The organism is Streptomyces sp. NPDC091279 (assembly GCF_044757465.1).
Lineage (GTDB): Bacteria > Actinomycetota > Actinomycetes > Streptomycetales > Streptomycetaceae > Streptomyces.
On record NZ_JBIVVA010000008.1, the window covers coordinates 302,331 to 326,197 of the forward strand.

The following is a 23,867-nucleotide window of genomic DNA, read 5'->3' on the forward strand; positions in this document are numbered from 1 at the left end:
CTGTCATGGCGAAGATCCTGAAGTTCGACGAGGACGCCCGTCGCGCCCTTGAGCGCGGCGTCAACAAGCTTGCCGACACGGTCAAGGTGACGATCGGCCCCAAGGGCCGCAACGTCGTCATCGACAAGAAGTTCGGCGCGCCCACCATCACCAACGACGGTGTCACGATCGCCCGCGAGGTCGAGATCGAGGACCCGTACGAGAACCTCGGCGCCCAGCTGGTGAAGGAGGTGGCGACCAAGACCAACGACATCGCGGGTGACGGCACCACCACCGCCACCGTGCTGGCCCAGGCCCTGGTCCGCGAGGGCCTGAAGAACGTCGCCGCGGGTGCCTCCCCGGCCGCCCTGAAGAAGGGCATCGACGCCGCCGTCGCCGCCGTTTCCGAGGAGCTCCTCGCCACCGCCCGGCCGATCGACGACAAGGCGGACATCGCCGCCGTCGCCGGCCTGTCCGCCCAGGACAAGCAGGTCGGCGAGCTGATCGCCGAGGCGATGGACAAGGTCGGCAAGGACGGTGTCATCACCGTCGAGGAGTCCAACACCTTCGGTCTTGAGCTGGACTTCACCGAGGGCATGGCCTTCGACAAGGGCTACCTGTCCCCCTACTTCGTCACCGACCAGGAGCGTATGGAGGCCGTCCTCGACGACCCGTACATCCTGATCACGCAGGGCAAGATCGGCGCCATCGCCGACCTGCTGCCGCTGCTGGAGAAGGTCATCCAGGCCAACGCCTCGAAGCCGCTGCTGATCATCGCCGAGGACGTCGAGGGCGAGGCCCTGTCGACCCTGGTGGTCAACAAGATCCGCGGCACCTTCAACGCCGTCGCGGTGAAGGCCCCGGGCTTCGGCGACCGCCGCAAGGCGATGCTGGAGGACCTCGCGATCCTCACCGGCGCCACGGTCGTCTCCGAAGAGGTCGGCCTCAAGCTCGACCAGGTCGGCCTGGACGTGCTGGGCTCCGCCCGCCGCGTCACGGTCACCAAGGACGACACCACGGTCGTCGACGGTGCCGGCGAGTCCGCGAACGTCACCGGCCGCGTCGCCCAGATCAAGGCCGAGATCGAGAACACGGACTCCGACTGGGACCGCGAGAAGCTCCAGGAGCGCCTCGCGAAGCTGGCCGGCGGCGTGTGCGTGATCAAGGTCGGCGCCGCCACCGAGGTGGAGCTGAAGGAGAAGAAGCACCGTCTGGAGGACGCCATCTCCGCGACCCGCGCCGCGGTCGAGGAGGGCATCGTCTCCGGTGGTGGCTCCGCTCTGGTCCACGCCGTCAAGGTCCTTGAGGGCAACCTCGGCAAGACCGGCGACGAGGCCACCGGTGTCGCCGTGGTCCGCAAGGCCGCCGTCGAGCCGCTGCGCTGGATCGCCGAGAACGCCGGTCTTGAGGGGTACGTCATCACCTCCAAGGTCGCCGAGCTGGACAAGGGCCAGGGCTTCAACGCCGCCACCGGCGAGTACGGCGACTTGGTCAAGGCCGGCGTCATCGACCCGGTCAAGGTCACCCGCTCCGCCCTGGAGAACGCGGCCTCCATCGCCTCCCTGCTTCTGACGACCGAGACTCTCGTCGTCGAGAAGAAGGAAGAGGAGGAGCCCGCCGCGGCCGGTCACGGCCACGGTCACTCCCACTGACCCCAGGTCAGCACCGAGGCCCGGCCCCCCACGAGGGCGCCGGGCCTCCGGCATGTCCGAGCCGCGACGACGCCGTCACCGATGTCACCGATGTCACCGGAGCCACCGATATCACCGGCGCCCCCGATGTCACCGGCGCCCCCGATGCCACTGACGTCACCGACGCCACCGACGTCACCGGGGCCCGAACTTCCGCCCCGTCCGTGAAGTGATCCCGCCCAGCAGGGCGTTGGGCGTCACCTTCACCACGCCCATCAGCGCCTTGTAGCGCGGGTCCGGGATCGACAACGACTTGCCCCGGGCGAGATCCTGGAGCGCCGCCGCGACCAGTTTGTCCGCGTCCAGCCACATCCAGCCGGGGACGTTGTCCGTGCCCATCCCGGCCCGCGCGTGGAACTCGGTGCGCACGAACCCCGGGCAGAGCGCCATCAGCCGGACGCCGGTCCCCGCGAGGTCCTTCGCCGCCCCCTGCGTGAACTGCACGACCCACGCCTTGGACGCGCCGTACGTCCCGCGCGGCACGAACGCGGCCACCGAGGCGACGTTCACCACGCCGCCGCGCCCGCGCTCCCGCATCCCCTCGGTCGCCGCCGACGTCAGCCGCAGCACGGCCTCGCAGTGCACCTTGAGCATCTTCAGCTCGTCGGCCATGGAGACGTCGAGGAACCGCCCCTTGTTGCCGAAGCCCGCGTTGTTGACCAGCAGGTCGACGGGGTTTCTGCGGTCCGCCAGGCGGGCGGCGACGGTCTCGATGCCGTCGTCCGTGGCGAGGTCGGCTCTCAGCACCTCCGCCTCGATGCCGTGCCGGTCGTGCAGCTCGGTCGCCTGGTCGTGCAGCCGCTTGGTGTCCCGCGCCACGAGCACCAGGTTGTGCCCGTCGGCCCCCAGCCGCCGTGCGAACGCGGCGCCGATGCCCGCGGTCGATCCCGTAATCAGAGCCGTTGTCATGGCCCAAGCGTAGTTACCGGACCGTCGGACTCCGCTCTCCGTCTCAACCCTGACGCGGGGTCAGGAACCGTGCTTCTCCAGGTATCTCAGCGCCGCCTCCGTCGACTCCGGGTGCAGCGCCGCGCCGGCCGCGAGCAGTCTGGGCAACAGCTCCCGTTCTGTCGTCGACGCCCGGAACTGAAGGGCCACGGTGACCTCGTGGGCCGGCCGCCGCACCACCTCGATCGGGTCGCCCGCGCGGATCTCACCCGGCGCGATCACCCGCAGATACGCCCCCGGCGCCCCTTGCCGCGTGAAGCGTTTCACCCACCCTTCTTCACCCACCTGGCCCTGGAACGTCCGGCATGGGATGCGTCCGCACGTCACCTCCAGGACGACATCGGGACCGATCCGCCAGCGCTCGCCGATCAGCGCGCCGGAGACGTCCTTGCCCTCGGTGGTGAGGTTCTCCCCGAACATGCCGTTGGCCAGCGGGCGCCCCAACGTGCGCTCCCAGTCGTCGAGATCCTCCCGGGCCATCGCGTAGACGGCCTGGTCGTCGCCGCCGTGATGGCGCAGGTCGCACACCGCGTCCCCGGCGAGACCGCTGCCCGCGACGCCCTTGGGACCGGGCGCGGCGACCCGCACCGGACCGGTCACCGGCTGCTTGTCGATGCCGGTCACGCCCACCACCGGGTCGGTGTACGGGACCGGCTGGGGCCGCCCGAGGTTCACGGACAGCACCTTCATGGGCGACGGCTCCATCGACGACACCTTCCTCGCGTCCCTCGCGGGGCCCTGGCGGCCCCTTCTGAAACGGTAGGCGACCCCACATCAAAGTGTCGAAGCATTTTTTGGCCCCGAGCCAAAGCAATCCTTATCGTTCAGTAGGCTTCAGGAATGATCGAAGCGCGTCATCTGCGGGTCCTGCGGGCCGTCGCCGCCACCGGTTCCTTCTCGGCGGCCGGGCGCCGCCTGGGCTGCACCCAGCCCGCCGTCAGCCAGCAGATCAAGGCCCTGGAGGGCTCCGTGGGCACCCCGCTGGTGGTGCGCAGCGGGCGCGCGATGCGGCTGACGCAGGCCGGCGAGGCGCTCGTACGGCACGCGGGCGGCATCCTCGCCGGACTCACCGCCGCCGAGGAGGAGATCGCCGCCATCGCGGGGCTGCGCGCCGGACGGGTGCGCCTCGTGTCGTTCCCGAGCGCGAGTTCCACCCTCGTGCCGACCGCCCTCGCGGCCCTGCGCGCCGCGCACCCCGGCACCCGGGTCTCCCTGGAGGAGGCCGAACCGCCGGACTCCGTCGAGATGCTCAGGGGCGGCGAGTGCGATGTGACGCTGGCCTTCCGCTACCCGGGCGCGCCGGGCGCCGAGGAGTGGGACGACCTGGTCGTCAGGACCCTGCTGACCGAACGCCTGGTGGCCCTGGTCCCTGAACGGCATCCCCTCGCCGCCCGCTCCGACGCCGTCGCCCTCGGGGAACTCGCCGACGAGCCGTGGATCTCCGGGTGCCCGAGATGCCGGGGGCGCCTGGTGGAGGTGTGCGCGGACGCCGGGTTCACCCCGCGCATCGACTTCGCCACCGACGACCACGCGGCCGTCGTCGGCCTGGTCGGCGCCGGTCTGGGCGTCGCCGTCGTGCCACAACTCGCCCTGGAGTCGGTACGGCCACGGCACGCACGCGTACGCGCGCTGGAACCGGCGGTGCGCCGGGAGATCGTCGCCCTCACCCTGCCCGACCTGTCCCAGGTCCCGGCGATCGCGGCAACGCTGGAACGGCTGGACAGCGCGGCACAGGACCGCACCACCGGGTAGCGGACCGGGGGAGGAGAGGGGAGACGGGGGCGGGGGAGCGCGCGGTCGGGCGGACGGAAGCGGGCACGTGCGCGTGCGTGCGTTTCGGGCGGCACGCGGGTGTGCGTGCCCGTCCGCTCCTACGAGGGCATGCCTGCGGGCCCCGTGGGTGGGGGCGCGTGGCGGTGCCCCGGATGTGGAGAAACGTTCCTTCAGGTGTTCGAGGCGCTGTCGCCCGTGGTGGCCGACGCGGTCACCAGGCGGTTCCGCGCGCGTCCCATGAGTTCCTCGCGCTCGTCCTCGGTCAGGCCGCCCCACACGCCGTACGGTTCCCTGACCGCGAGGGCGTGCGCCGCGCACTGCGCGCGGACCGGGCACCTCATGCAGACCTCCTTGGCCGAGTTCTCGCGAGCACTCCGGGCCGCGCCGCGCTCGCCCTCCGGGTGGAAGAAGAGCGAGCTGTCCACTCCACGGCAGGCAGCCAGCAGCTGCCAGTCCCACAGGTCCGCGTTCGGTCCTGGAAGGCGGGAGAAATCTGCCATTACGTGACCCCTTGTAGCGGTACTGAGTGGATACGGTGCCCACGACCGTACATCTACGATCTAAGGAGATGAAAATATGACTCATTGCGAATCTAGCCGCAGACACCAGCAGAAGGGAAGAAAAGGGTCTAAATGGGGCATGGATGTGATGAAACGTTGAGGGTTGGCCCCTCATCCCTCCACCGTGTCCGCCCCCTCACGTAGAGTGCCGAAGATGGCTCACGGCCCCGTAACTCTTTCGAGTGACCGTCGTTGAGAGTGCCGAGGCGGTTGAATCAATCAAGCGCTCGGGCAGGCGTCCGAGACGGTCGACCGCACAGGTGACGATTTCGTACCAGCCTGGAGGCTCAAGGTGACGTGCATCAGCTGCGGAGGGCGGCCATGACATCCGTCCTCGTCTGCGACGACTCCCCGCTTGCCCGAGAGGCGCTCCGCCGCGCGGTCGCGACCGTGCCAGGCGTCGAGCGCGTGACGACCGCGGCCAACGGCGAGGAAGTGCTCCGCCGCTGGGGCGCCGACCGCTCGGACCTGATTCTGATGGACGTACGCATGCCCGGACTGGGCGGCGTCGAGACCGTGCGCAGGCTGCTGTCCGCCGACCCCGGCGCGCGCATCATCATGCTCACCGTCGCCGAGGACCTGGACGGCGTGGCGCTCGCGGTCGCCGCCGGCGCCCGGGGCTATCTGCACAAGGACGCCTCCCGCGCGGAACTGCGGGCGACGGTCACGCAGGCCCTCGCCGACCCCACCTGGAGGCTCGCCCCACGCCGGCTGCGCTCCGCCGAGATGGGCGCCGCGCCCACGCTCACCGCGCGGGAGATCCAGGTGCTCGAAGGCATGAGCCACGGCCGCTCCAACGCGGAGATCGGACGGGAACTGTTCCTCTCCGAGGACACCGTCAAGACGCACGCCCGGCGCCTGTTCAAGAAACTCGGCGCCTCGGACCGTGCCCACGCGGTGGCGCTCGGCTTCCGCTGGGGCCTGGTCCGCTGAGCATGCCGTACGCACGGTAGCGGGGGTGCCGGCACCCCCGCCCGTCATCCGGTTGGCGGGGGCCGCGCGCGGCTCCGTCGGGTGCCCGCTGCTCGTTTCGGCGCGGATGCCGCATCCTTGAGTGGTGGAGTCTCTCGGGGACAAGTCGGTCGAGCGGAAGGGGAGGGCGCAGGGGATGAGTGCCGGCGCACCTGCTCATAACGCTTCGGTGCACAACGACGGGCACGGCGGCGCGGACCGCGGCGCCGCAAGGCACCATGGACCGATGCGCGACGACGAGGCGGCTTCAGCCGCAGGGGCCATCGGTGCACTCGTCCACCGCGCCGTCCTCGGGGACGAGCAGGCCACGCACGATCTGCTCGCCCACGTCCACCCCCTGGCCCTGCGCTACTGCCGCGCCCGGCTCTCCCGGCTGCCCGGCGACGCCCGGCACTTCGTGGAGGACCTCGCGCAGGAGGTCTGTGTCGCCGTGCTGCTGGCGCTGCCGCGCTACAAGGACACCGGCCGCCCCTTCGAGGCGTTCGTCTTCGCCATCGCCGCCCACAAGGTCGCCGACCTCCAGCGGGCCGCGATGCGCCACCCCGGGTCCACCGCCGTGCCGTCCGACGAGATGCCCGAGCGGCCGGACGACTCCCTCGGCCCCGAGGAGCGCGCCCTGCTCAGCAGCGATGCCGAATGGGCCAAGAAACTCATGGCCAACCTCCCGGAGAACCAGCGCGAGCTGCTCCTGCTGCGTATCGCGGTGGGTCTCACGGCCGAGGAGACGGGCCAGATGTTGGGAATGTCACCCGGCGCCGTCCGGGTCGCGCAGCACCGCGCGCTCAGCCGGCTGCGCGCTCTCGCCGAACAGTGAAACCGGCGCCGTGGGACCGCCGTTGGGCCCGGGTGGGCCGCTGAGGCGGTCTTGACTGAACGGCCCGATGGGCGATTCCGTACGAACATACGAAGCCGCTGGGGCTCCCGAACCGTGGAATGAGTCAGCCGTGCTTCCCGTTAGCATGGACATCCGCACCGATCAAGGCCATTTGGGGAAGGTGTCATGACTGCGAACGTCGACGGAGTGCCCGGAAAATTCGCGACACTCGGGCTGACCTACGACGACGTGCTGCTGCTGCCGGGTGCATCCGAGGTGCTCCCCAACGCGGTCGACACCTCGTCCCGCATCTCGCGCAACGTCCGCGTCAACATCCCGCTCCTGTCGGCGGCGATGGACAAGGTCACCGAGTCCCGCATGGCGATCGCGATGGCCCGCCTCGGCGGCGTCGGCGTGCTGCACCGCAACCTCTCGGTCGAGGACCAGGTCAACCAGGTCGACCTGGTCAAGCGCTCCGAGTCCGGCATGGTCACCGACCCGATCACCGTGCACCCCGAGGCGACGCTCGCCGACGCGGACGCGCTGTGCGCCAAGTTCCGCATCAGCGGCGTCCCGGTCACCGACCCGGCGGGCAAGCTCCTCGGCATCGTCACCAACCGCGACATGGCCTTCGAGAACGACCGCTCGCGCCAGGTCCGCGAGGTCATGACGCCGATGCCGCTGGTCACCGGCAAGGTCGGCATCACCGGCGTCGAGGCGATGGAGCTGCTGCGCAAGCACAAGATCGAGAAGCTGCCGCTGGTCGACGACGCCGGTGTCCTCAAGGGCCTCATCACCGTCAAGGACTTCGTCAAGGCCGAGAAGTACCCGAACGCCGCCAAGGACGCCGAGGGACGGCTGCTGGTCGGCGCGGCCGTCGGCGCCAGCCCCGAGGCGCTGGAGCGGGCCCAGGCGCTGGCCGAGGCCGGCGTGGACTTCCTCGTCGTCGACACCTCGCACGGGCACAACAGCAACGCCCTCAGCTGGATGTCGAAGATCAAGTCGAGCGTCTCCGTCGACGTGATCGGCGGCAACGTCGCCACCCGCGACGGCGCCCAGGCCCTGGTGGACGCCGGTGTCGACGGCATCAAGGTGGGCGTGGGCCCCGGCTCGATCTGCACCACGCGCGTGGTGGCCGGCATCGGCGTCCCGCAGGTCACCGCGATCTACGAGGCGTCCCTCGCGGCCCGCGCGGCCGGCATCCCGCTGATCGGCGACGGCGGCCTCCAGTACTCCGGCGACATCGGCAAGGCCCTCGCGGCCGGCGCCGACACCGTGATGCTGGGCAGCCTCCTCGCGGGCTGTGAGGAGTCGCCGGGCGAGCTGATGTTCATCAACGGCAAGCAGTTCAAGTCGTACCGGGGCATGGGCTCGCTCGGTGCCATGCAGTCGCGCGGCCAGGCACGGTCGTTCTCCAAGGACCGCTACTTCCAGGCCGACGTCGCCTCCGACGACAAGCTCGTCCCCGAGGGCGTCGAGGGCCAGGTGCCCTACCGCGGCCCGCTCGCCAACGTCCTGCACCAGCTGGTCGGCGGCCTGCGCCAGACCATGGGCTACGTGGGCGCGGCCACCATCGAGGAGATGGAGTCCAAGGGCCGTTTCGTGCGCATCACCTCGGCGGGCCTCAAGGAGAGCCACCCGCACGACATCCAGATGACGGTCGAGGCGCCGAACTACAGCAACCAGTGACGCACGCGCGCGTGTGACGTCCGGCCGAGGGCGGTCCCGGGGCACCGGGGCCGCCTTTGTCGTACCCGTCGGCAATACTGGAGGACGCTGCAACGCATCAGGGAAAGGCCACAGACGTGACTGAGATCGAGATCGGGCGCGGCAAGCGCGGCCGGCGGGCGTACGCCTTCGACGACATCGCCGTCGTCCCCAGCCGCCGTACCCGGGACCCGAAGGAGGTCTCGATCGCCTGGCAGATCGACGCCTACCGTTTTGACCTGCCCTTCCTGGCCGCCCCCATGGACTCGGTCGTCTCCCCGGCCACCGCGATCCGCATCGGTGAGCTGGGCGGCCTCGGCGTGCTCAACCTGGAAGGGCTCTGGACGCGCTACGAGGACCCGCAGCCGCTCCTGGACGAGATCGCCGAGCTGCCCACCGAGGCCGCCACCCGGCGCCTCCAGGAGATCTACGCGGCCCCCATCAAGGAAGAGCTGATCGGCGCGCGCATCAAGGAGGTGCGCGACTCCGGCGTGGTCACGGCGGCCGCGCTCTCCCCGCAGCGCACCGCCCAGTTCTCCAAGGCGGTCGTCGACGCGGGCGTGGACATCTTCGTCATCCGCGGCACCACGGTCTCCGCCGAGCACGTCTCCGGCGCGCACGAGCCGCTGAACCTGAAGCAGTTCATCTACGAGCTGGACGTCCCGGTGATCGTCGGCGGCTGCGCCACCTACACCGCCGCCCTGCACCTGATGCGCACCGGCGCGGCCGGCGTCCTGGTCGGCTTCGGCGGCGGCGCCGCGCACACCACGCGCAACGTCCTGGGCCTGCGGGTGCCGATGGCCACCGCCGTCGCCGACGTCGCCGCGGCCCGCCGTGACTACATGGACGAGTCCGGCGGCCGGTACGTGCACGTGATCGCCGACGGCGGTGTCGGCTGGTCCGGCGACCTGCCCAAGGCGATCGCCTGCGGCGCCGACGCCGTGATGATGGGCTCCCCGCTGGCCCGGGCCACGGACGCGCCCGGCAAGGGCCACCACTGGGGCATGGAGGCCGTCAACGAGGAGTTGCCGCGCGGCAAGAAGGTCGACCTCGGCACCGTCGGCACCCTCGAAGAGGTCCTCGCCGGTCCGTCGCACACCCCGGACGGCTCGATGAACTTCTTCGGTGCCCTGCGCCGGGCGATGGCCACCACCGGCTACAGCGAGCTGAAGGAGTTCCAGCGCGTCGAGGTGACCGTCGCGGACAGCCAGCACATGCGGTAGCCGACCCTGGCACCGGCGGCGTGAAGGGCCCGTCCACGGGGGTCGTGGGCGGGCCCTTCGTCGGCTTCTTCTGTTCGCGTTCTGCTCGCGTCGGCCGTCCGCGCCGGTCAGAGGCGGTGGGCCGCTCCGGTCGGGGCGGCGCCCCGGGTGTCCAGGAGGAGCTGCGCCTTCACCGACAGGCCCTGGAGGTCGTAGGTGCGGTGGTGCTGGAGCAGGATCGTGAGGTCGGCGTCGGCGGCGGCGTCGTAGAGGGAGTCCACGCGCGGCACCGGGCGGTCCTGGACGCTCCAGGACGGGACGTGCGGGTCGTGGTAGCTGACGGCGGCGCCGAGTTCCGTCAGCCGGACGGCGATCTCCCGCGCGGGCGTGCCCTGTTGGTCGGCGAGGTCGGGCTTGTAGGTGACGCCGAGGAGCAGCACGCGCGCGCCGCGGGCCGACTTGCCGTGCTCGTTGAGCAGGGCGGCGGCGCGGCGCACGACATAGCGGGGCATCTGGCTGTTCACCTGCTGGGCGAGTTCGACCATGCGCAGGGAGCGGCCGCCGTCGCCGGTCAGGCCCTGTGGGACGGCGTGGCCGCCGACGCCGGGGCCCGGGCGGAAGGCCTGGAAGCCGAACGGCTTGGTCTCCGCGCAGCGGATGACGTCCCAGAGGTCGACGCCGAGGTCGTGGCAGAGCACGGCCATCTCGTTGACGAGGGCGATGTTGACGTGCCGGAAGTTGGTCTCCAGGAGCTGCACGGTCTCCGCCTCGCGCAGGCCACGCGCGCGGACGACCTTGTCGGTGAGGCGCCCGTAGAAGGCCGCCGCCGACTCCGTGCACGCGGGCGTGAGGCCGCCGATCACCTTCGGCGTGTTGGCCGGGGTGAAGTCCCGGTTGCCCGGGTCCACCCGGTTGGGCGAGTAGGCGAGGTGGAAATCGCGGCCCGCGACGAGGCCGGAGCCGGCCTCCAGGAGGGGGCGCAGGAACTCCTCGGTGGTGCCGGGGCGGACCGGCGATTCCAGGATCACGGTGGTGTGCGGGCGCATCCGCGGCGCCAGGATGCGGGCGGCGGCCTCCACCTGGCTCAGGTCGAGCCCGCCGTCGGCCCCGGGCGGGGTCGGCGCGCAGATGACGGCCGTGCGCACCCGGCCCAGCTCGGCGGGTCCGGTGGCGTGCCGGAAGCCCCCCGAGAGCATCCGGCGCAGTTCGGCGGGGCTGAGCGAGCCGGGCTCGGGCCCGGTCCGGTAGCCGAGGGTGGAGATGCCGGCGGCGACGGCGGCCTGGGCCAGCGGCAGGCCGAACGGGCCGAGTCCGATGACGGCGAGATCTGCGGGCATGGCGTGGGCCGTCCTTCCCAGTAACCGAAGCGGGACAGGTGCGCAAGCCCTGTGGACAGAACGAGCGAGCGCAATGTCAGACTAGGAGTAAATATGACCGATATGCGGGATTGGTCGGCTGTGTTTTCCGGGCGGCTCGTCTTTGTTGTCCACAGGCTGGGGGTGAGTGGTGGCTGAAGTCGGGCATGAAGGTCAGAATCTGGGCAGGGGGAGAGGAACCGGGCCTCGCTCGACGGGTGCGGCCGGCACGACCGACAGCGGGAGGCAGCGGTGAGGACAGCGACTCTGGGACCGGCGCAGCGTGCCGAGTCCCTCGCGGGAATGGCCGAGCGCGAGCTGGACGTGCTGGTCGTGGGCGCCGGAGTGGTCGGTGCCGGCACGGCCCTCGACGCGGTGACACGCGGCCTGTCCACCGGGCTCGTCGAGGCGCGCGACTGGGCCTCCGGCACCTCCAGCAGGTCCAGCAAGCTCATCCATGGCGGCCTGCGCTACCTGGAGATGCTCGACTTCACCCTGGTCCGCGAGGCCCTCAAGGAACGCGGCCTGCTCCTGGAGCGGCTCGCCCCGCACCTGGTGAAGCCGGTGGCGTTCCTCTACCCGCTCCAGCACAAGGGCTGGGAACGCCTCTACGCCGGGTCAGGCGTCGCGCTCTACGACGCCATGTCCATGGCCCGCGGCCACGGGCGGGGACTGCCCACGCACCGGCACCTGAGCCGCCGTCACGCCCTGCGCGTCGCCCCCGCCCTCAAAAGGGACGCGCTGGTCGGCGCGTTGCAGTACTACGACGCCCAGATGGACGACGCCCGCTACGTCGCCACCCTGGTGCGCACGGCGGCCTCCTACGGCGCCCACGTCGCCAACCGCGCCCGTGTCGTCGGCTTCCTGCGCGAGGGCGAACGCGTCGTCGGCGCGCGCGTGCAGGACGTCGAGGCGGGCGGCGAGTACGAGATCCGCGCCCGGCAGGTGGTCAACGCCACCGGCGTGTGGACCGACGACACCCAGGCCCTGGTCGGCGAGCGGGGACAGTTCCACGTCCGCGCGTCCAAGGGCATCCACCTGGTCGTCCCGAAGGACCGCATCAACTCCTCCACCGGGCTGATCCTGCGCACCGAGAAGTCCGTCCTGTTCGTCATCCCCTGGGGCCGGCACTGGATCGTCGGCACCACCGACACCGACTGGGACCTCGACAAGGCCCACCCGGCCGCGTCCAGCGCCGACATCGACTACCTGCTCGCCCACGTCAACTCGGTGCTCTCGGTGCCCCTCACCCGGGACGACGTGCAGGGCGTGTACGCCGGTCTGCGCCCGCTGCTGGCCGGCGAGTCCGACGCCACCAGCAAGCTGTCCCGCGAGCACACCGTCGCCCACCCGGTGCCCGGCCTGGTCGTGGTGGCGGGCGGCAAGTACACGACGTACCGGGTGATGGCCAAGGACGCCGTGGACGAGGCGGTGCACGGCCTCGACACCCGGGTCGCCGAGTGCGTCACCGAGGACGTTCCGCTGCTCGGCGCCGAGGGGTACCGGGCGCTGTGGAACGCGCGCGCCCGGATCGCCGCCCGCACCGGCCTCCATGTGGTGCGCGTGGAGCACCTGTTGAACCGGTACGGCTCGATGGCCGAGGAACTCCTCGACCTCATCGCCGCCGACCCCTCCCTCGGCGAGCCCCTGCACGCCGCCGACGACTATCTGCGGGCCGAGATCGTCTACGCGGCCTCCCACGAGGGGGCACGGCACCTCGACGACGTCCTGACCCGGCGCACCCGCATCTCCATCGAGACCTTCGACCGCGGCACCCGCAGCGCCCGCGAGGCCGCCGAACTGATGGCGCCGGTGCTCGGCTGGGACACGGACCAGATCGAACGCGAGGTCCAGCACTACGAGAAGCGCGTCGAGGCCGAACGCGAGTCCCAACTCCAGCCCGACGACCTGACAGCCGACGCGGCCAGGCTGGGAGCCCCGGACATCGTGCCGCTGTGAGCTGGAGTCAGCGTCACTCGAACGAGTGTCGTGGGGCGGGATCTCCGTTCGGGGGCCGTTCGTTCTACGGGTGGCGAGGGCAGAACTCGGCGGCGAGCAGCCGGGGTTCGAGGTCGGGGTCTGCGATCGCGTCCGTGTTCACGCGGTAGGTGAGGACACGACGCCCGTCGACGGTGGCCGCGGTGCGCACGTAGCTGCCGGAGATGCGGCCGTTGTGCCCCCACACCGTGACACCGCACGGGAGCTTCACCGGGAACAGGCCCATGCCGTACGCGCCGTGTGCGGCCCGGGTGTCCCGCATCTCACGCAGCCAGCGTGGGGGCAGCAGCCTGCCGCCGAGCAGCGCCGCGTAGAAGCGGTCGAGATCGGCGAGCGTGGTCACCAACTCGCCCGCGGCGCCGGCCACCCGCGGGTCGAGGGAGGTGACATCGGTGCCGTCGGCGGCGTAGGCGCGGCCGTGCGGTGAGGGCAGATCGGTACGGGAACCGGGGAAGGAGGTGCCGGTCAGACCCAGCGGAGCGATGATGCGGCGCTCGGCCTCGGTGGCGTACGAGTCACCGGTGACCTGGCGGATGACCATGCCGAGCAGCACGTAGTTGGTACTGGAGTAGGAGAAACGGCCTCGGTCGGCCGGAGGGTGGGTGAGTGCCAGGCGGACGGCCTGGAGCGGCGTGACGGGGACGACGCCCCGGGTGTCCTGGGTGAAGTCGGCCAGCCCGCTGGTGTGGGTGAGCAACGCGCGCAGGGTCAGCCTGCGACCGTCGTTGCCCGCCCCGCGCACCAGCCCCGGCAGGTGCTGCTCGACGGTGTCGGACAGGGAGAGGCGGTGTTCCGCGGCGAGTTGGAGAACGACGGTGGCGATGAAGGTCTTCGTGATGCTGCCGGCGCGGAAGTGGTCGTCGCGGGCGATGCCGGTCCCGGCGTGCGCGTACCGGGTGCCGGTCTCCTCGCGGGCCAGCAGCGCGGCGGCGGGCACCCCGCCCCGGGTGACCAGCTGGGCGAGGACCGTGTCGGAGGCCGGGGTCGCGGGGGCCGACGAGGCGGTGGCGGCCACGGCGAGCAGGGCGCAGGACACAGGGAGGGCCAGTAGGGTCCGAAGCGGCGTCATCCCGTCTCCTTCGTCGACTGTGCTCGTGGCGGCCCATCATGCAGGGCGACTGTGAGGGAGGAACGCGGGGTACCCGGCTCTGTGGCCGGTCGGCGGCCCGGAGACGCTCCGCCGACGGCACGGGGCGCGGGGGGCGTGTGCGCAGCTCGGGGCGTCGGCCGGGGTATCGGCGCGCGGGGACGTTGGCCCTGGGGGTTCGTCAGAGGCACCCTGGGCGTTGGGCACTTGTCGGGTGAGAGACAATGAAGGCTCTGTCAGGGCGGGTTGCATGAGGGGACGCATGTCGGAGGCGGAGCGGGCGGGGACATCCCGTCAGGACAAGAGCGAACGTCTCCTCGCCGGGCGGTACCGGTTGGGAGGGGTGCTCGGCCGCGGCGGCATGGGCACCGTCTGGCGTGCCGAGGACGAGACCCTGGGCCGCACGGTCGCCGTGAAGGAGCTGCGGTTCCCCTCGAACATCGACGAGGACGAGAAGCGCCGGCTGATCACGCGGACGCTGCGCGAGGCCAAGGCGATCGCGCGGATTCGCAACAACAGCGCGGTGACCGTCTTCGACGTGGTCGAGGAGGACGACCGGCCGTGGATCGTGATGGAGCTGGTCGAGGGCAAGTCGCTCGCCGAGGTCATCCGTGAGGACGGCCTGCTCGAACCGAAGCGCGCCGCGGAGGTCGGCCTCGCCATCCTCGACGTGCTGCGCTCGGCGCACCGTGAGGGCATCCTGCACCGGGACGTGAAGCCGTCGAACGTCCTGCTGGAGTCCGAGAGCGACCGCGTCGTACTCACCGACTTCGGGATCGCCCAGGTCGAGGGCGACCCGTCGATCACCTCGACCGGCATGCTGGTCGGCGCGCCCTCCTACATCTCCCCGGAGCGGGCGCGCGGCCACAAGCCGGGCCCCGCGGCCGACCTGTGGTCGCTGGGCGGGCTGCTGTACGCGTCGGTCGAGGGCGCCCCGCCGTACGACAAGGGCTCCGCGATCGCCACGCTCACCGCGGTGATGACCGAGCCGCTGGAGGAGCCGAAGAACGCGGGTCCGCTCAAGGACGTCATCTACGGGCTGCTCGCCAAGGACCCGGCGCAGCGGCTCGACGACGCGGGCGCGCGGGCGATGCTCAACGCCGTGATCCACGCGCCCGAGCCGCGGCAGGCCGAGCCGGAGCCGCCGTCCGACGCGACCCGGGTGGTGCCGTTGCCGGCCCAGCCCGGTGAGTCCGGCGGCAAGCGGGGCGAGGGCGAGAAGAAGCTGCGCGGCGCGTTCCGTTCGGTGCGCAAGGCTGCCGTCGCGGCCGGGTCGGGTGCGGCGGCGACGCGCGCCAAGTCGGGCGGCGAGAACGGCAGTTCGGGCGAGTCCGCGACGGGCTCGGGAAGCGGCGGGTCCGTTTCCGGCACGTCGGGCGGGACCTCGGGCACCGCGTCGGCCGGGCAGGCGAGGGCGGCGGGCGGAGCGGCGGCGGCGTCGGCCTCCGTCGCGGCGACCAAGCCCCTGACCGCCACCAAGTCCTCGGCGCCGGCCCCGACTTCCCCGGCACCCTCGGCATCCTCGGCCCCGAAGCAGGCCAGGTCGGCGGACACGTCGAAGGCGTCGGCGTCGGCCTCGGGTGCCTCCACGGCCTCCGGCGCTTCGGGCGGCTCGGGCACCTCCGGGACCTCCACGGCCTCCGGCACCTCGGCGGCCTCCGGGGCCAACGGGCAGTCGGGTGGGCGGAGTTCGGGGTGGCCCGTGATGACGCCGCCGGACCTGCCGCCGAGGCCGGTGCCCAGGGCGCCGCTCACCGACGTGGTGCCGAAGCGGACCCTCGTGATCATCGCGGTGGTCGTGGTGCTGGCCGTGATCGGGGCGATCCTGGCGTTCACGCTCGGCGGCGGGGACGACGACGAGGCCGCCGGGTCCAGCGGCGGCAGCGCCAAGGCGAGCGCCAGCGCGAGCGCCGGTTCCGGTTCCGGGACGGACACCAAGAAGGACGACGAGGGCACCCGCACCGACGGCGGCACCACGGCGTCCGCCTCGGCGGAGAGCGGTTCCGGGAGCGACTCCGGCACCGACACCTCGGGCGACGGGACGAGCGGCAAGGACGACGACTCCTCCGACTCGTCCGACAGTGCCGACACCGCCGTCGACTCGACGTACAAGGGGAGCCAGGGGTACTCGATCGGGCTGCCCGAGGGGTGGAAGTACCAGTCGACGGGCAGCGCGGGCGACCGGTTCACCGGGCCCGACGGGCAGAAGCTGCTGGTCGCGTGGACGTCCACGCCCAAGGGCGACCCGGTGTCCGACTGGAAGAACCAGGAGCGCTACATGAACCGCTCCCAGTACGACCGGATTCGCATAGCGAAGGTGGACTACCGGGGCTGGAACACGGCCGACTGGGAGTTCACCTATGTGGAGAGCGGCACCAAGTACCGGACGATCGACCGGGGTTTCGTCGTCAACAGCCATCAGGGGTACGCGCTGATGTACACGGCGAAGGACGCCAAGTGGGACACCGACCTGCGGGAAGCCACGTGGAAGACGCTGGCGAAGACGTTCGAGCCCAAATCGTGAGCTTGCCGCGAGGCTGATATCTCGCATCCCCGCTCTGCGAGTTGCCTCCGGCACGTATCGTGAAGGCCTGCGGACCGTGCGCACCCGGCGTGGGTGTGCGCAAGCGGGCGCAGTACGGACGTAGTTGACCAACCGGGCGGCCGGGGGAGGCAACGTGGACGAGTACGCGGGACGAGTCCTCGCCGACCGCTACCGGCTGCCGCTGCCGCCCTCCGATGCCTACGAACTCACCGAGTCCCGGGCCTTCGACACCTACAGCGGGCAGGAAGTCCTCGTCCGGCAGGTGCCGTTGCCCGAGGTCGTCGAGGCCGAGGTGCTCGACGCGGAGGGGCTGCCCGACGGGTTCACCGCCCGTGACCGAGGGGCCCGGCGGCCCTCGGGCGACGGCGCGGGACGGCCCGTCGACCCCGCCGTGCGGCGCGCGGTCGAGGCGGCGCAGGCCGCGGCGCAGATCCCCGATCATCCGCGGCTCGACCAGGTCTTCGACGTGTTCGCCGAGGGCGGTTCGCTGTGGATCGTCAGCGAGGCGGTGCCGGCCCGGCCGCTGGCCGCGCTCCTCGCCGAGCAGCCGTTGACGCCGTACCGGGCGGCCGAGGTGGCCGCCGATGTCCTCATGGCGTTGCGGGTGCTGCACGCCCATGGCTGGGTCCATCGCAACGTCACCGCACGCACCGTCCTGATCTGCGACGACGGCCGGGTGATGCTGACCGGCCTCGCGGTCGGCGCCGCCGAAGAGGCGCTGTGCGGCTACGACCCGACGCCCCCGCCCGTCGACCCGCACGACGGGGCCCCGGCCGTGACACCAGGTGCCCCCGCGCTCCGGGTCACGCAGGCCACCGCCGACGACGTCGAGGCGGCCCGGCGTGACGCCATCAACGCCCGTGCGGCGGGCGGGCTCCCCCCTGCGTCCGGTACGGAACGGGCCGACGGCAGGGGCACGGCCGGCACGTTCACGCCCCCGGCCTCGGAGAACGGCGCCGATGTCAGGGCGGCGCGGGCCGGCGCGATCGCCGCGTACCGGGCAGGCGCCCGCGCCGCGGCCCGTGTCCAGGACACCCAGCACCAACGCCCCGCCCTCCCCGGAGCCCGACCGACCCCACGGAGCAACGACGTCCAGGCGACCCGGCAACAGGGGGCACGACGGTACGAGTCCCCCGGCCAGACACCGGGAACCGAGCCGCCGGTCAGCGGGAACGGCGCCGCCCAGCCGTACGCCCCGGGCACCCCTGACTCCCGTTCCCCGTACGGGGTTCCCGGCCAGGCACCGGGCGCCGAGCCGCCGGTCGGCGCGAACGGCGCGACCGACCCGTATGCCCCGGGCACCCCTGACTCCCGTTCCCTGTACGGGGTTCCCGGCCAGGCACCGGGCGCCGAGCCGCCGGTCAGCGGGAACGGCGCCGCCCAGCCGTACGCCCTGGGGGACCCCGACTCCCGTTCGGGTAGGCCCGGTTCGGAGCCGTTGCCCGGCCAGATACCCAACCCCTACGGGGTGACCAACCCTTACGGGGTGGGCACGCAGAGCGGGCGGCCCGGCACCTGGCGTGGAGCGCCCCCGCGCGGCGCCGACGCCGGTGCCCAGGCTCTCGGCGCCGCCGACCCCGACGTTCCCCCTGCTCCCGCCACCCCCGACTACGGCGTCCCGCAGGCCCCCGGCGCCCCCGTCCCCGGCCTAGGCGCGGCCCCCGCCTCCGGCGTCCCGGTCCCGGGCTCGGGCGCCCCGCGTTCCACGGCCCCGGGCGCTCACCCGGCGGCTCCGGGCGACCCGCGTTACTCGGCTCCCGGCGTCCCGGTCCCGGGCTCGGGCGCCCCGCGTTCCACCGCCCCCGGCGCCCACCCGGCGGCTCCCGGCGACCCGCGCTACTCCGCCCCCGGCCTCCCCGCACAGGGCCCGCGCACCCCCCGTTCCACCGCCCCCGGCACCCCCGCTCACCCCGACGCCCCGTCCGCCCTCCCGCCCTCGGAGTGCTCCGAGTACCCGGCGTACCCGGCGTATCCGGACCACCCGGAGGACTCCGACCACTCCGCGCACCCGGACTACCCCGCGTCCCCGGGGCACTCCGCGCACCCGGACTACCCCGGGTACCCGGACAACTCCGCGTACCCGGACAACCCCGAGGCCCCTGACCACCCCCGGGCCCCTGACCACCCCGGGGACCCTGGCTACCCCGAGGACCCGGAGTACCCCGAGGGATCTGGCTATCCGGGGTATCCCGAGGGCCCGGAGTACCCCGAGGGATCTGGCTACCCGGGGTATTCCGAGGACCCGGAGTGCTCCGAGGGGGCTGACTATCCGGGGTATCCCGAGGGCCCTGATCGCTCCGGGCGGGTCGCCTACGCTCCTCAACCTCCCCGTGGCTGGGGCGACTTACCCTCCAGCCCCCTGCCCGCTCCCCGGCGTGGGCCTGCCACCGCGTTGGATGCTGAGCGGGCTCGGCAGGCTCGGATGGCTGTGGTGGGGGCCGTGACCGAGCGGTGGGCGCCGGAGCAGGCCGGGCCCGTGCACGAGAACTGGCAGTTGGCGGCGCCGATCGGCCCCGCGACCGACCTGTGGGCGCTCGGGGCGTTGCTGTTCCGGGCCGTTCAGGGGCATGCGCCGTATCCGGAGGAGTCGACGGCGGAGCTGGTGCAGCTGGTCTGCGCGGAGCCGCCCGCCTTCGCGGAGGAGTGCGGTCCGCTCCGGCCGGTCGTCGAGTCGTTGCTGCGCCAGGACCCCACCGAACGGCTGGACTTCGAGGAACTGAGCGGCTGGCTGCGGTCGTTGGTGCGCTCCGCGCCCGAACCGGAGGCCGGTACGCGGCTGGTGGCCGCGCCGCCGGTCGACGTCACCCGGCTGCCGATCGTGCGCAGGCGCGGCGAGTTGGTGCGCAGGCGGCGCGCCGGGCTCCCCGCGACCACCCCGCACGGCCGGCACAAGCGCGCCCGGCAGGGGGAGGGTTCGCCGCGCAAACTCGGCCGCAACCTCCTGCTCCTCGTGCTGCTCCTGCTGGCCGGCGCGGTGGCGTACGCGATGCTGTTCATGCCCAAGGCGGGCCAGCAGGGCACCGGTTCGGGGACCGGCGTCGCGGGGCAGGCCAGCCCGGTGCCGGAGCAGTCGTCGTCGCGGAGCGCGAGCGGGGAGCCGTCGCCGGAGCGGAGTTCGTCGGAGGCCGAGGCGAGCGGCGGGGCCACCGAGACGCAGACCGACGGGATAGCGGCCGGGTTCGCGCTGCGCAAGGACGCCGAGGGGTTCCAGATCGCGGTGGCGAAGGGCTGGCAGCGCACCCCCAAGAACGGGAGCGGCCAAGTCGTCTACGCACACGGTGACTTCGAGCTGATCGTCGTTCCCGGGCGGGACAGCGCGCAGTCCTACGGCGGCGATCCGATGGCCTACCAGCGGGACAGCGAACGGGAGTTGGCGCCCTACCGGGACTCCAGCTGGGCGACCGCGACGGGGCTGAAGACCATACAGGTCGGCGGGCGGTCGATGGCCGAGGGACAGTTCACCTGGACCGACGACGCGGGGCACGATCTGTATGTGCGCAATCTCGCCATCCTGATCGCCGGGCGCTATCACGTCGTTCAGGTGCGGGGGCCCGAGTCCGACCGGGATCAGGTGACGCGGCTGTACGAGCAGGCGTCGGCGACATACGAAGTGACCGGCTAGCCGTAGGGAGTGGTCGGCTGAAGGGCGGGAAGCGGGCGGAGGGGGAGATTCCGGTGGTTTCATGGGGTTCGGGGGCTTCATGATCACCCGGCGAAGGGGAGCGCCGACGATGCGTGACGCGGGGGAACGGTTCATCGTGCGGGCCAGAAGCGACAACCGTCACAGTGCGGTCTCCTTGGCGCCCCCCTGGTTCCCCTGAGCGGCGCCCGGTCCTTAGTCTGACCCTGTCAAGAGCATTGCGGGGCAACGTGAATCAGATGCAGGGCCAGCTCGTGGCGGGTCGCTATCGGCTCGCCGATTCGATCGGCAGCGGCGGCATGGGGCGCGTATGGCGTGCGCATGACGAAGTGCTGCACCGAGCCGTCGCGATCAAGGAGTTGACCGCCGCTCTCTATGTCTCCGAGGAGGACCGGGACCGGCTGCTCGCGCGCACCCGGGCCGAGGCCAGGGCCGCCGCCCGGATCAACCACTCCGCCGTCGTCACCGTGCATGACGTGCTCGAACACGACGGCCGCCCGTGGATCGTGATGGAGCTGGTCGACGGCTTCTCGCTGGCCGACGCGGTCAAGGAGCGCGGCCGGATGGAGCCCGCCGAGGCCGCCCGGATCGGCCTGTGGGTGCTGCGGGCGCTGCGCGCCGCGCACGCCGCCGGGGTCCTGCACCGGGACGTGAAGCCCGGCAACGTCCTGATCGGGCACGACGGCCGGGTGCTCCTCACCGACTTCGGCATCGCGCAGATCGAGGGCGACTCGACGATCACCCGCACCGGTGAGGTCGTCGGCTCGGTCGACTACCTCGCCCCCGAGCGGGTCCGGGGCCACGATCCCGGCCCGGCCTCCGACCTGTGGGCGCTGGGCGCGACGTTGTACACGGCGGTCGAGGGCAGGTCGCCGTTCCGCCGCACCTCCCCGCTCACCACGATGCAGGCTGTCGTGGAGGAGCAGATCGCCGTACCCGCCCACGCCGGTGCGCTCGGCCCCGTCATCGGCGCCTTCCTGCACAAGGACCCCGCCGCCCGCCCCGACCCGGCCGAGGCCGAGCAGCTCCTCGCCGAGGCGGCCGAGGGGCGACGCCCGCACGGCGCCCAGGCCTACCTGGCCACCCAGCACGGCACGCCGGACCCGACGGCCACCGGGGAGGGCACCGGCGCGGGATTCGGCACGGGAACGCCGTATCCGGCGACGGCCAACGGTCATACGGGCCACGTGGGTCACACCGGTCACGTGGGTCCCCACGGCACCGCCGGCAACACCGCGCCCACCGCCCTCGACGGGCCGCACGGGCAGCCCACCGGCATCGGCGCCCCGGCGGCGCCCCCGCGCAAGCGGCGCCGGGCGCGGTACGCGGCCCTCGGGGTCGCGCTCGCGGTGATCGTCGCGGGCGGCACGGTGGCGGCCTGGCAGCAGTGGGGCCGCACCGACACCGCCGCCGGCGACAGCTACGTGACACCGGAGACGGAGGTCACCCCGTCGGCGTCGACGGCCGGCAACGGGGGCGTGCCGTCCACCTGGAAGCGGTACGACGACCCCTGGGGCTTCAGCGTCTATCTGCCCACCGGCTATCAGCGGAAGGTCGTGGGCGTCGTCGGGGACCTCCGGCAGGTCGACTACACGCCCGACAAGGGGAAGCACTTCGTCCGGATCGCCGTCGACACCTCGCCCGACTTCGGCGACGCCTACGCGCACCAGGTCGACCTGGAGCAGCAGCTCCATCGGCTGGTGAAGTACAAGCGGGTGAAGATGGAGGCGAACACCTACCGCGACCGGCCCGGTTCCCTCTGGGAGTACACCTGGACCGCGCAGGCCAAGGACACGCCGTTCCCCGGGCCGCGCCGGGCCATCGAGGAGACGTACATGTCCCGCGAGGGCTACGAGTACGCGCTCTATCTGTCCTCGCCCGCCGCCGACTGGCCGACGGTCGGCACCCACTTCACGTCGATCCTCCAGGGGTGGCAGGAGAAGACCGCCTGACGTCGTGAAACCGGCCCCGGAGTTGGCCGGTCGGCGTCCCGGAGCCGGTTCGTCCGGTACGGCATGATGGGGCGCATGGGCACCGAGGGGGAAGACGGCCGGGTCGTGGCGGGCCGCTACCGATTACGGACGCGGCTCGGCCGCGGCGGCATGGGCGTGGTCTGGCGCGCCTACGACGACCTCCTCGGCCGGCATGTCGCCGTCAAGGAGATCCCCCTCGACCTCGACGAGACGAGCCCCGCCGAGGAGGCCCGGCACGTACGGGCCCGCGCCCTGCGGGAGGCCCGCGCCGTCGCCCAACTGCACCACCCGCACATCGTCGTCGTCCATGACGTGGTCGAGGACGGCGAACGCCCTTATCTCGTCATGGAGTTGCTCGAAGGCGGCTCCCTCGCCGACCGGATCGCCGAGCACGGCCCGGTCGACGCCGTGGAGGCAGCCCGCATCGGCATCGCGCTCCTCGGCGCCCTCGCCACCGCCCACGAGGCCGGCGTCCTGCACCGTGACCTCAAGCCGGCCAACGTCCTCCTCGACGCCACCGGCGACCGGTTCGTTCTCACCGATTTCGGGATCGCGCAGGTCGCGGGCGCCGCCACCCTCACCGAGAGCGGCGCGTTCGTCGGCTCGCCCGAGTACACGGCGCCGGAGCGGATGTCGGGCGCGCGCAGCGGCCCGAAGTCCGACCTGTGGTCCCTCGGCGCCCTGCTGTGCACGGCGCTGAGTGGTGAATCCCCCTTCCACCGGGACTCGTTGGGCGGCATCCTGCACGCGGTCGTCACCGACGAGATCCGCCCGCCCGCCGAGGCCGCCCCGCTTCTCCCGCTGATCCGGGGCCTGTTGGAGCGCGATCCGGAACGGCGCCTGGACGCGGCGCAGGCCGAAGGGATGCTCCGGGTCTTCCTGGACACCGGCCGCACCCCGCCCTCCCCGGCCGAACGCGCCGCCCTCACCGCCGCGTTGGAGGCCGCGGGGTCCGCCCGGCGCCTCCTCGTCACCGCCCTGCTGGTCGCCGCGACTGCGGGCGCCGGGGTCTCGGCGGCGGCCCTGCTGGTCAACGGCGGCCTCGACGGCCTCGCGGACGGCGGCGGCACGGCGACGACACCGGCGACGACGTCGATGAGCGCGGCCGGTCCACCCGCCAACTCCCTTACGCCCGAGCCGACTTCCGCGCCGTCCGGCTACCGGGTCGCCGACGACCCCGCCGGGTTCTCCCTCGCCGTGCCGGTGAGCTTCACCCGTCGGCCGCAGGGCGAGCGCGTCTTCTATCTGTCCCCGGGGCAGACCATCCGCCTCGGCGTCAAGTCCGCCGCACCCCAAGAGGGCGGCCCGCTCGGGGTGTTGAGGCGAGCCGCAGCCAACGGGCCCGCCACGAACCCCGGTTACCGGGACGGCCGGGTCACGGCGACGACCCGGCATGGACTGCCCGCCGCCCACTGGGAGTTCACCTCCGACGGTGCCACCACGGCGGGCGGCGCCCTGCGCACCTACGACCTGTGCTGGGAGGAGGGCGGCCGGATGTACGACGTGTGGGTCACGGCACCGGTCGGGCAGGCGCGGGAGGCCAAGGAGTTCTTCGACGTCGCGGTGGACACGTTCACCCGGACATAACGCGAGATAGCCGTCGTTCGGGTCACGGGTGTGTGA

Annotated in this window: 16 protein-coding genes; 11 read left to right on the top strand and 5 right to left on the bottom strand. The window is 72.4% G+C overall.

Annotated features, from left to right (window positions below):
* The first annotated feature begins 5 nt into the window (after positions 1 to 5).
* Entirely contained in the window at positions 6 to 1,631 is a 1,626-nt protein-coding gene (groL, locus tag ACIQOU_RS22055) for a chaperonin GroEL (RefSeq protein WP_401538484.1), read from the top strand.
* A 174-nt stretch (positions 1,632 to 1,805) separates the two neighbouring features.
* Here groL and ACIQOU_RS22060 read toward each other — a convergent pair whose 3' ends face one another.
* Positions 1,806 to 2,579: an SDR family NAD(P)-dependent oxidoreductase gene (locus tag ACIQOU_RS22060; RefSeq protein ID WP_401538485.1), complete on the bottom strand. Its 774-nt coding sequence runs from the start codon at positions 2,577 to 2,579 to the stop codon at positions 1,806 to 1,808.
* A gap of 60 nt (positions 2,580 to 2,639) precedes the next feature.
* On the bottom strand, positions 2,640 to 3,308 hold the full coding sequence (locus ACIQOU_RS22065) for an MOSC domain-containing protein (protein WP_401538604.1): 669 nt from the start codon (positions 3,306 to 3,308) through the stop codon (positions 2,640 to 2,642).
* A 150-nt stretch (positions 3,309 to 3,458) separates the two neighbouring features.
* Between ACIQOU_RS22065 and ACIQOU_RS22070 the strand changes: the two genes are divergently transcribed.
* Positions 3,459 to 4,370, top strand: a complete 912-nt coding sequence (locus ACIQOU_RS22070) for a LysR family transcriptional regulator (protein WP_401538486.1) — start codon at positions 3,459 to 3,461, stop codon at positions 4,368 to 4,370.
* Between the two features lie 191 nt (positions 4,371 to 4,561).
* Here ACIQOU_RS22070 and ACIQOU_RS22075 read toward each other — a convergent pair whose 3' ends face one another.
* On the bottom strand, positions 4,562 to 4,891 hold the full coding sequence (locus ACIQOU_RS22075; protein ID WP_401538487.1) for a WhiB family transcriptional regulator: 330 nt from the start codon (positions 4,889 to 4,891) through the stop codon (positions 4,562 to 4,564).
* 381 nt (positions 4,892 to 5,272) lie between these two features.
* On the opposite strand from ACIQOU_RS22075, the gene ACIQOU_RS22080 reads away from it, so the two are divergent.
* The 4 genes from ACIQOU_RS22080 (at position 5,273) to ACIQOU_RS22095 (ending at position 9,667) form a co-directional block, all read left to right on the top strand.
* Positions 5,273 to 5,884, top strand: coding sequence for a response regulator transcription factor (locus tag ACIQOU_RS22080; RefSeq protein ID WP_003948568.1), 612 nt, complete (start codon positions 5,273 to 5,275; stop codon positions 5,882 to 5,884).
* A gap of 265 nt (positions 5,885 to 6,149) precedes the next feature.
* On the top strand, positions 6,150 to 6,737 hold the full coding sequence (locus ACIQOU_RS22085; RefSeq protein WP_401538488.1) for a sigma-70 family RNA polymerase sigma factor: 588 nt from the start codon (positions 6,150 to 6,152) through the stop codon (positions 6,735 to 6,737).
* 186 nt (positions 6,738 to 6,923) lie between these two features.
* Entirely contained in the window at positions 6,924 to 8,426 is a 1,503-nt protein-coding gene (gene guaB, locus ACIQOU_RS22090) for an IMP dehydrogenase (RefSeq protein WP_401538489.1), read from the top strand.
* Positions 8,427 to 8,542: 116 nt separating this feature from the next.
* Positions 8,543 to 9,667, top strand: a complete 1,125-nt coding sequence (locus ACIQOU_RS22095) for a GuaB3 family IMP dehydrogenase-related protein (protein WP_401538490.1) — start codon at positions 8,543 to 8,545, stop codon at positions 9,665 to 9,667.
* 107 nt (positions 9,668 to 9,774) lie between these two features.
* Here ACIQOU_RS22095 and ACIQOU_RS22100 read toward each other — a convergent pair whose 3' ends face one another.
* Positions 9,775 to 10,983, bottom strand: coding sequence for a nucleotide sugar dehydrogenase (locus tag ACIQOU_RS22100; protein WP_401538491.1), 1,209 nt, complete (start codon positions 10,981 to 10,983; stop codon positions 9,775 to 9,777).
* Between the two features lie 270 nt (positions 10,984 to 11,253).
* Here ACIQOU_RS22100 and ACIQOU_RS22105 point away from each other — a divergent pair, with 270 nt between their 5' ends.
* Positions 11,254 to 12,960: a glycerol-3-phosphate dehydrogenase/oxidase gene (locus ACIQOU_RS22105; protein WP_401538492.1), complete on the top strand. Its 1,707-nt coding sequence runs from the start codon at positions 11,254 to 11,256 to the stop codon at positions 12,958 to 12,960.
* Positions 12,961 to 13,024: 64 nt separating this feature from the next.
* Here the strand turns inward: ACIQOU_RS22105 and ACIQOU_RS22110 are convergent, their stop codons facing one another.
* A complete protein-coding gene (locus ACIQOU_RS22110) occupies positions 13,025 to 14,068 on the bottom strand; it encodes a serine hydrolase domain-containing protein (RefSeq protein WP_401538493.1) in 1,044 nt (347 codons plus the stop codon).
* Between the two features lie 280 nt (positions 14,069 to 14,348).
* On the opposite strand from ACIQOU_RS22110, the gene ACIQOU_RS22115 reads away from it, so the two are divergent.
* The 4 genes from ACIQOU_RS22115 to ACIQOU_RS22130 all read left to right on the top strand — a co-directional run bounded on the left by ACIQOU_RS22115 (position 14,349) and on the right by ACIQOU_RS22130 (position 23,831).
* Entirely contained in the window at positions 14,349 to 16,610 is a 2,262-nt protein-coding gene (locus ACIQOU_RS22115; protein ID WP_401538605.1) for a serine/threonine-protein kinase, read from the top strand.
* 154 nt (positions 16,611 to 16,764) lie between these two features.
* Positions 16,765 to 20,253 carry a protein kinase gene (locus ACIQOU_RS22120; protein WP_401538494.1) on the top strand — a complete coding sequence of 1,163 codons (3,489 nt, stop codon included), beginning with the start codon at positions 16,765 to 16,767 and terminating at the stop codon, positions 20,251 to 20,253.
* Positions 20,254 to 20,510: 257 nt separating this feature from the next.
* Complete coding sequence (locus ACIQOU_RS22125) at positions 20,511 to 22,223, top strand: serine/threonine-protein kinase (protein WP_401538495.1); 1,713 nt, start codon at positions 20,511 to 20,513, stop codon at positions 22,221 to 22,223.
* A gap of 75 nt (positions 22,224 to 22,298) precedes the next feature.
* On the top strand, positions 22,299 to 23,831 hold the full coding sequence (locus ACIQOU_RS22130; RefSeq protein WP_401538496.1) for a serine/threonine-protein kinase: 1,533 nt from the start codon (positions 22,299 to 22,301) through the stop codon (positions 23,829 to 23,831).
* Positions 23,832 to 23,867: the final 36 nt, after the last annotated feature.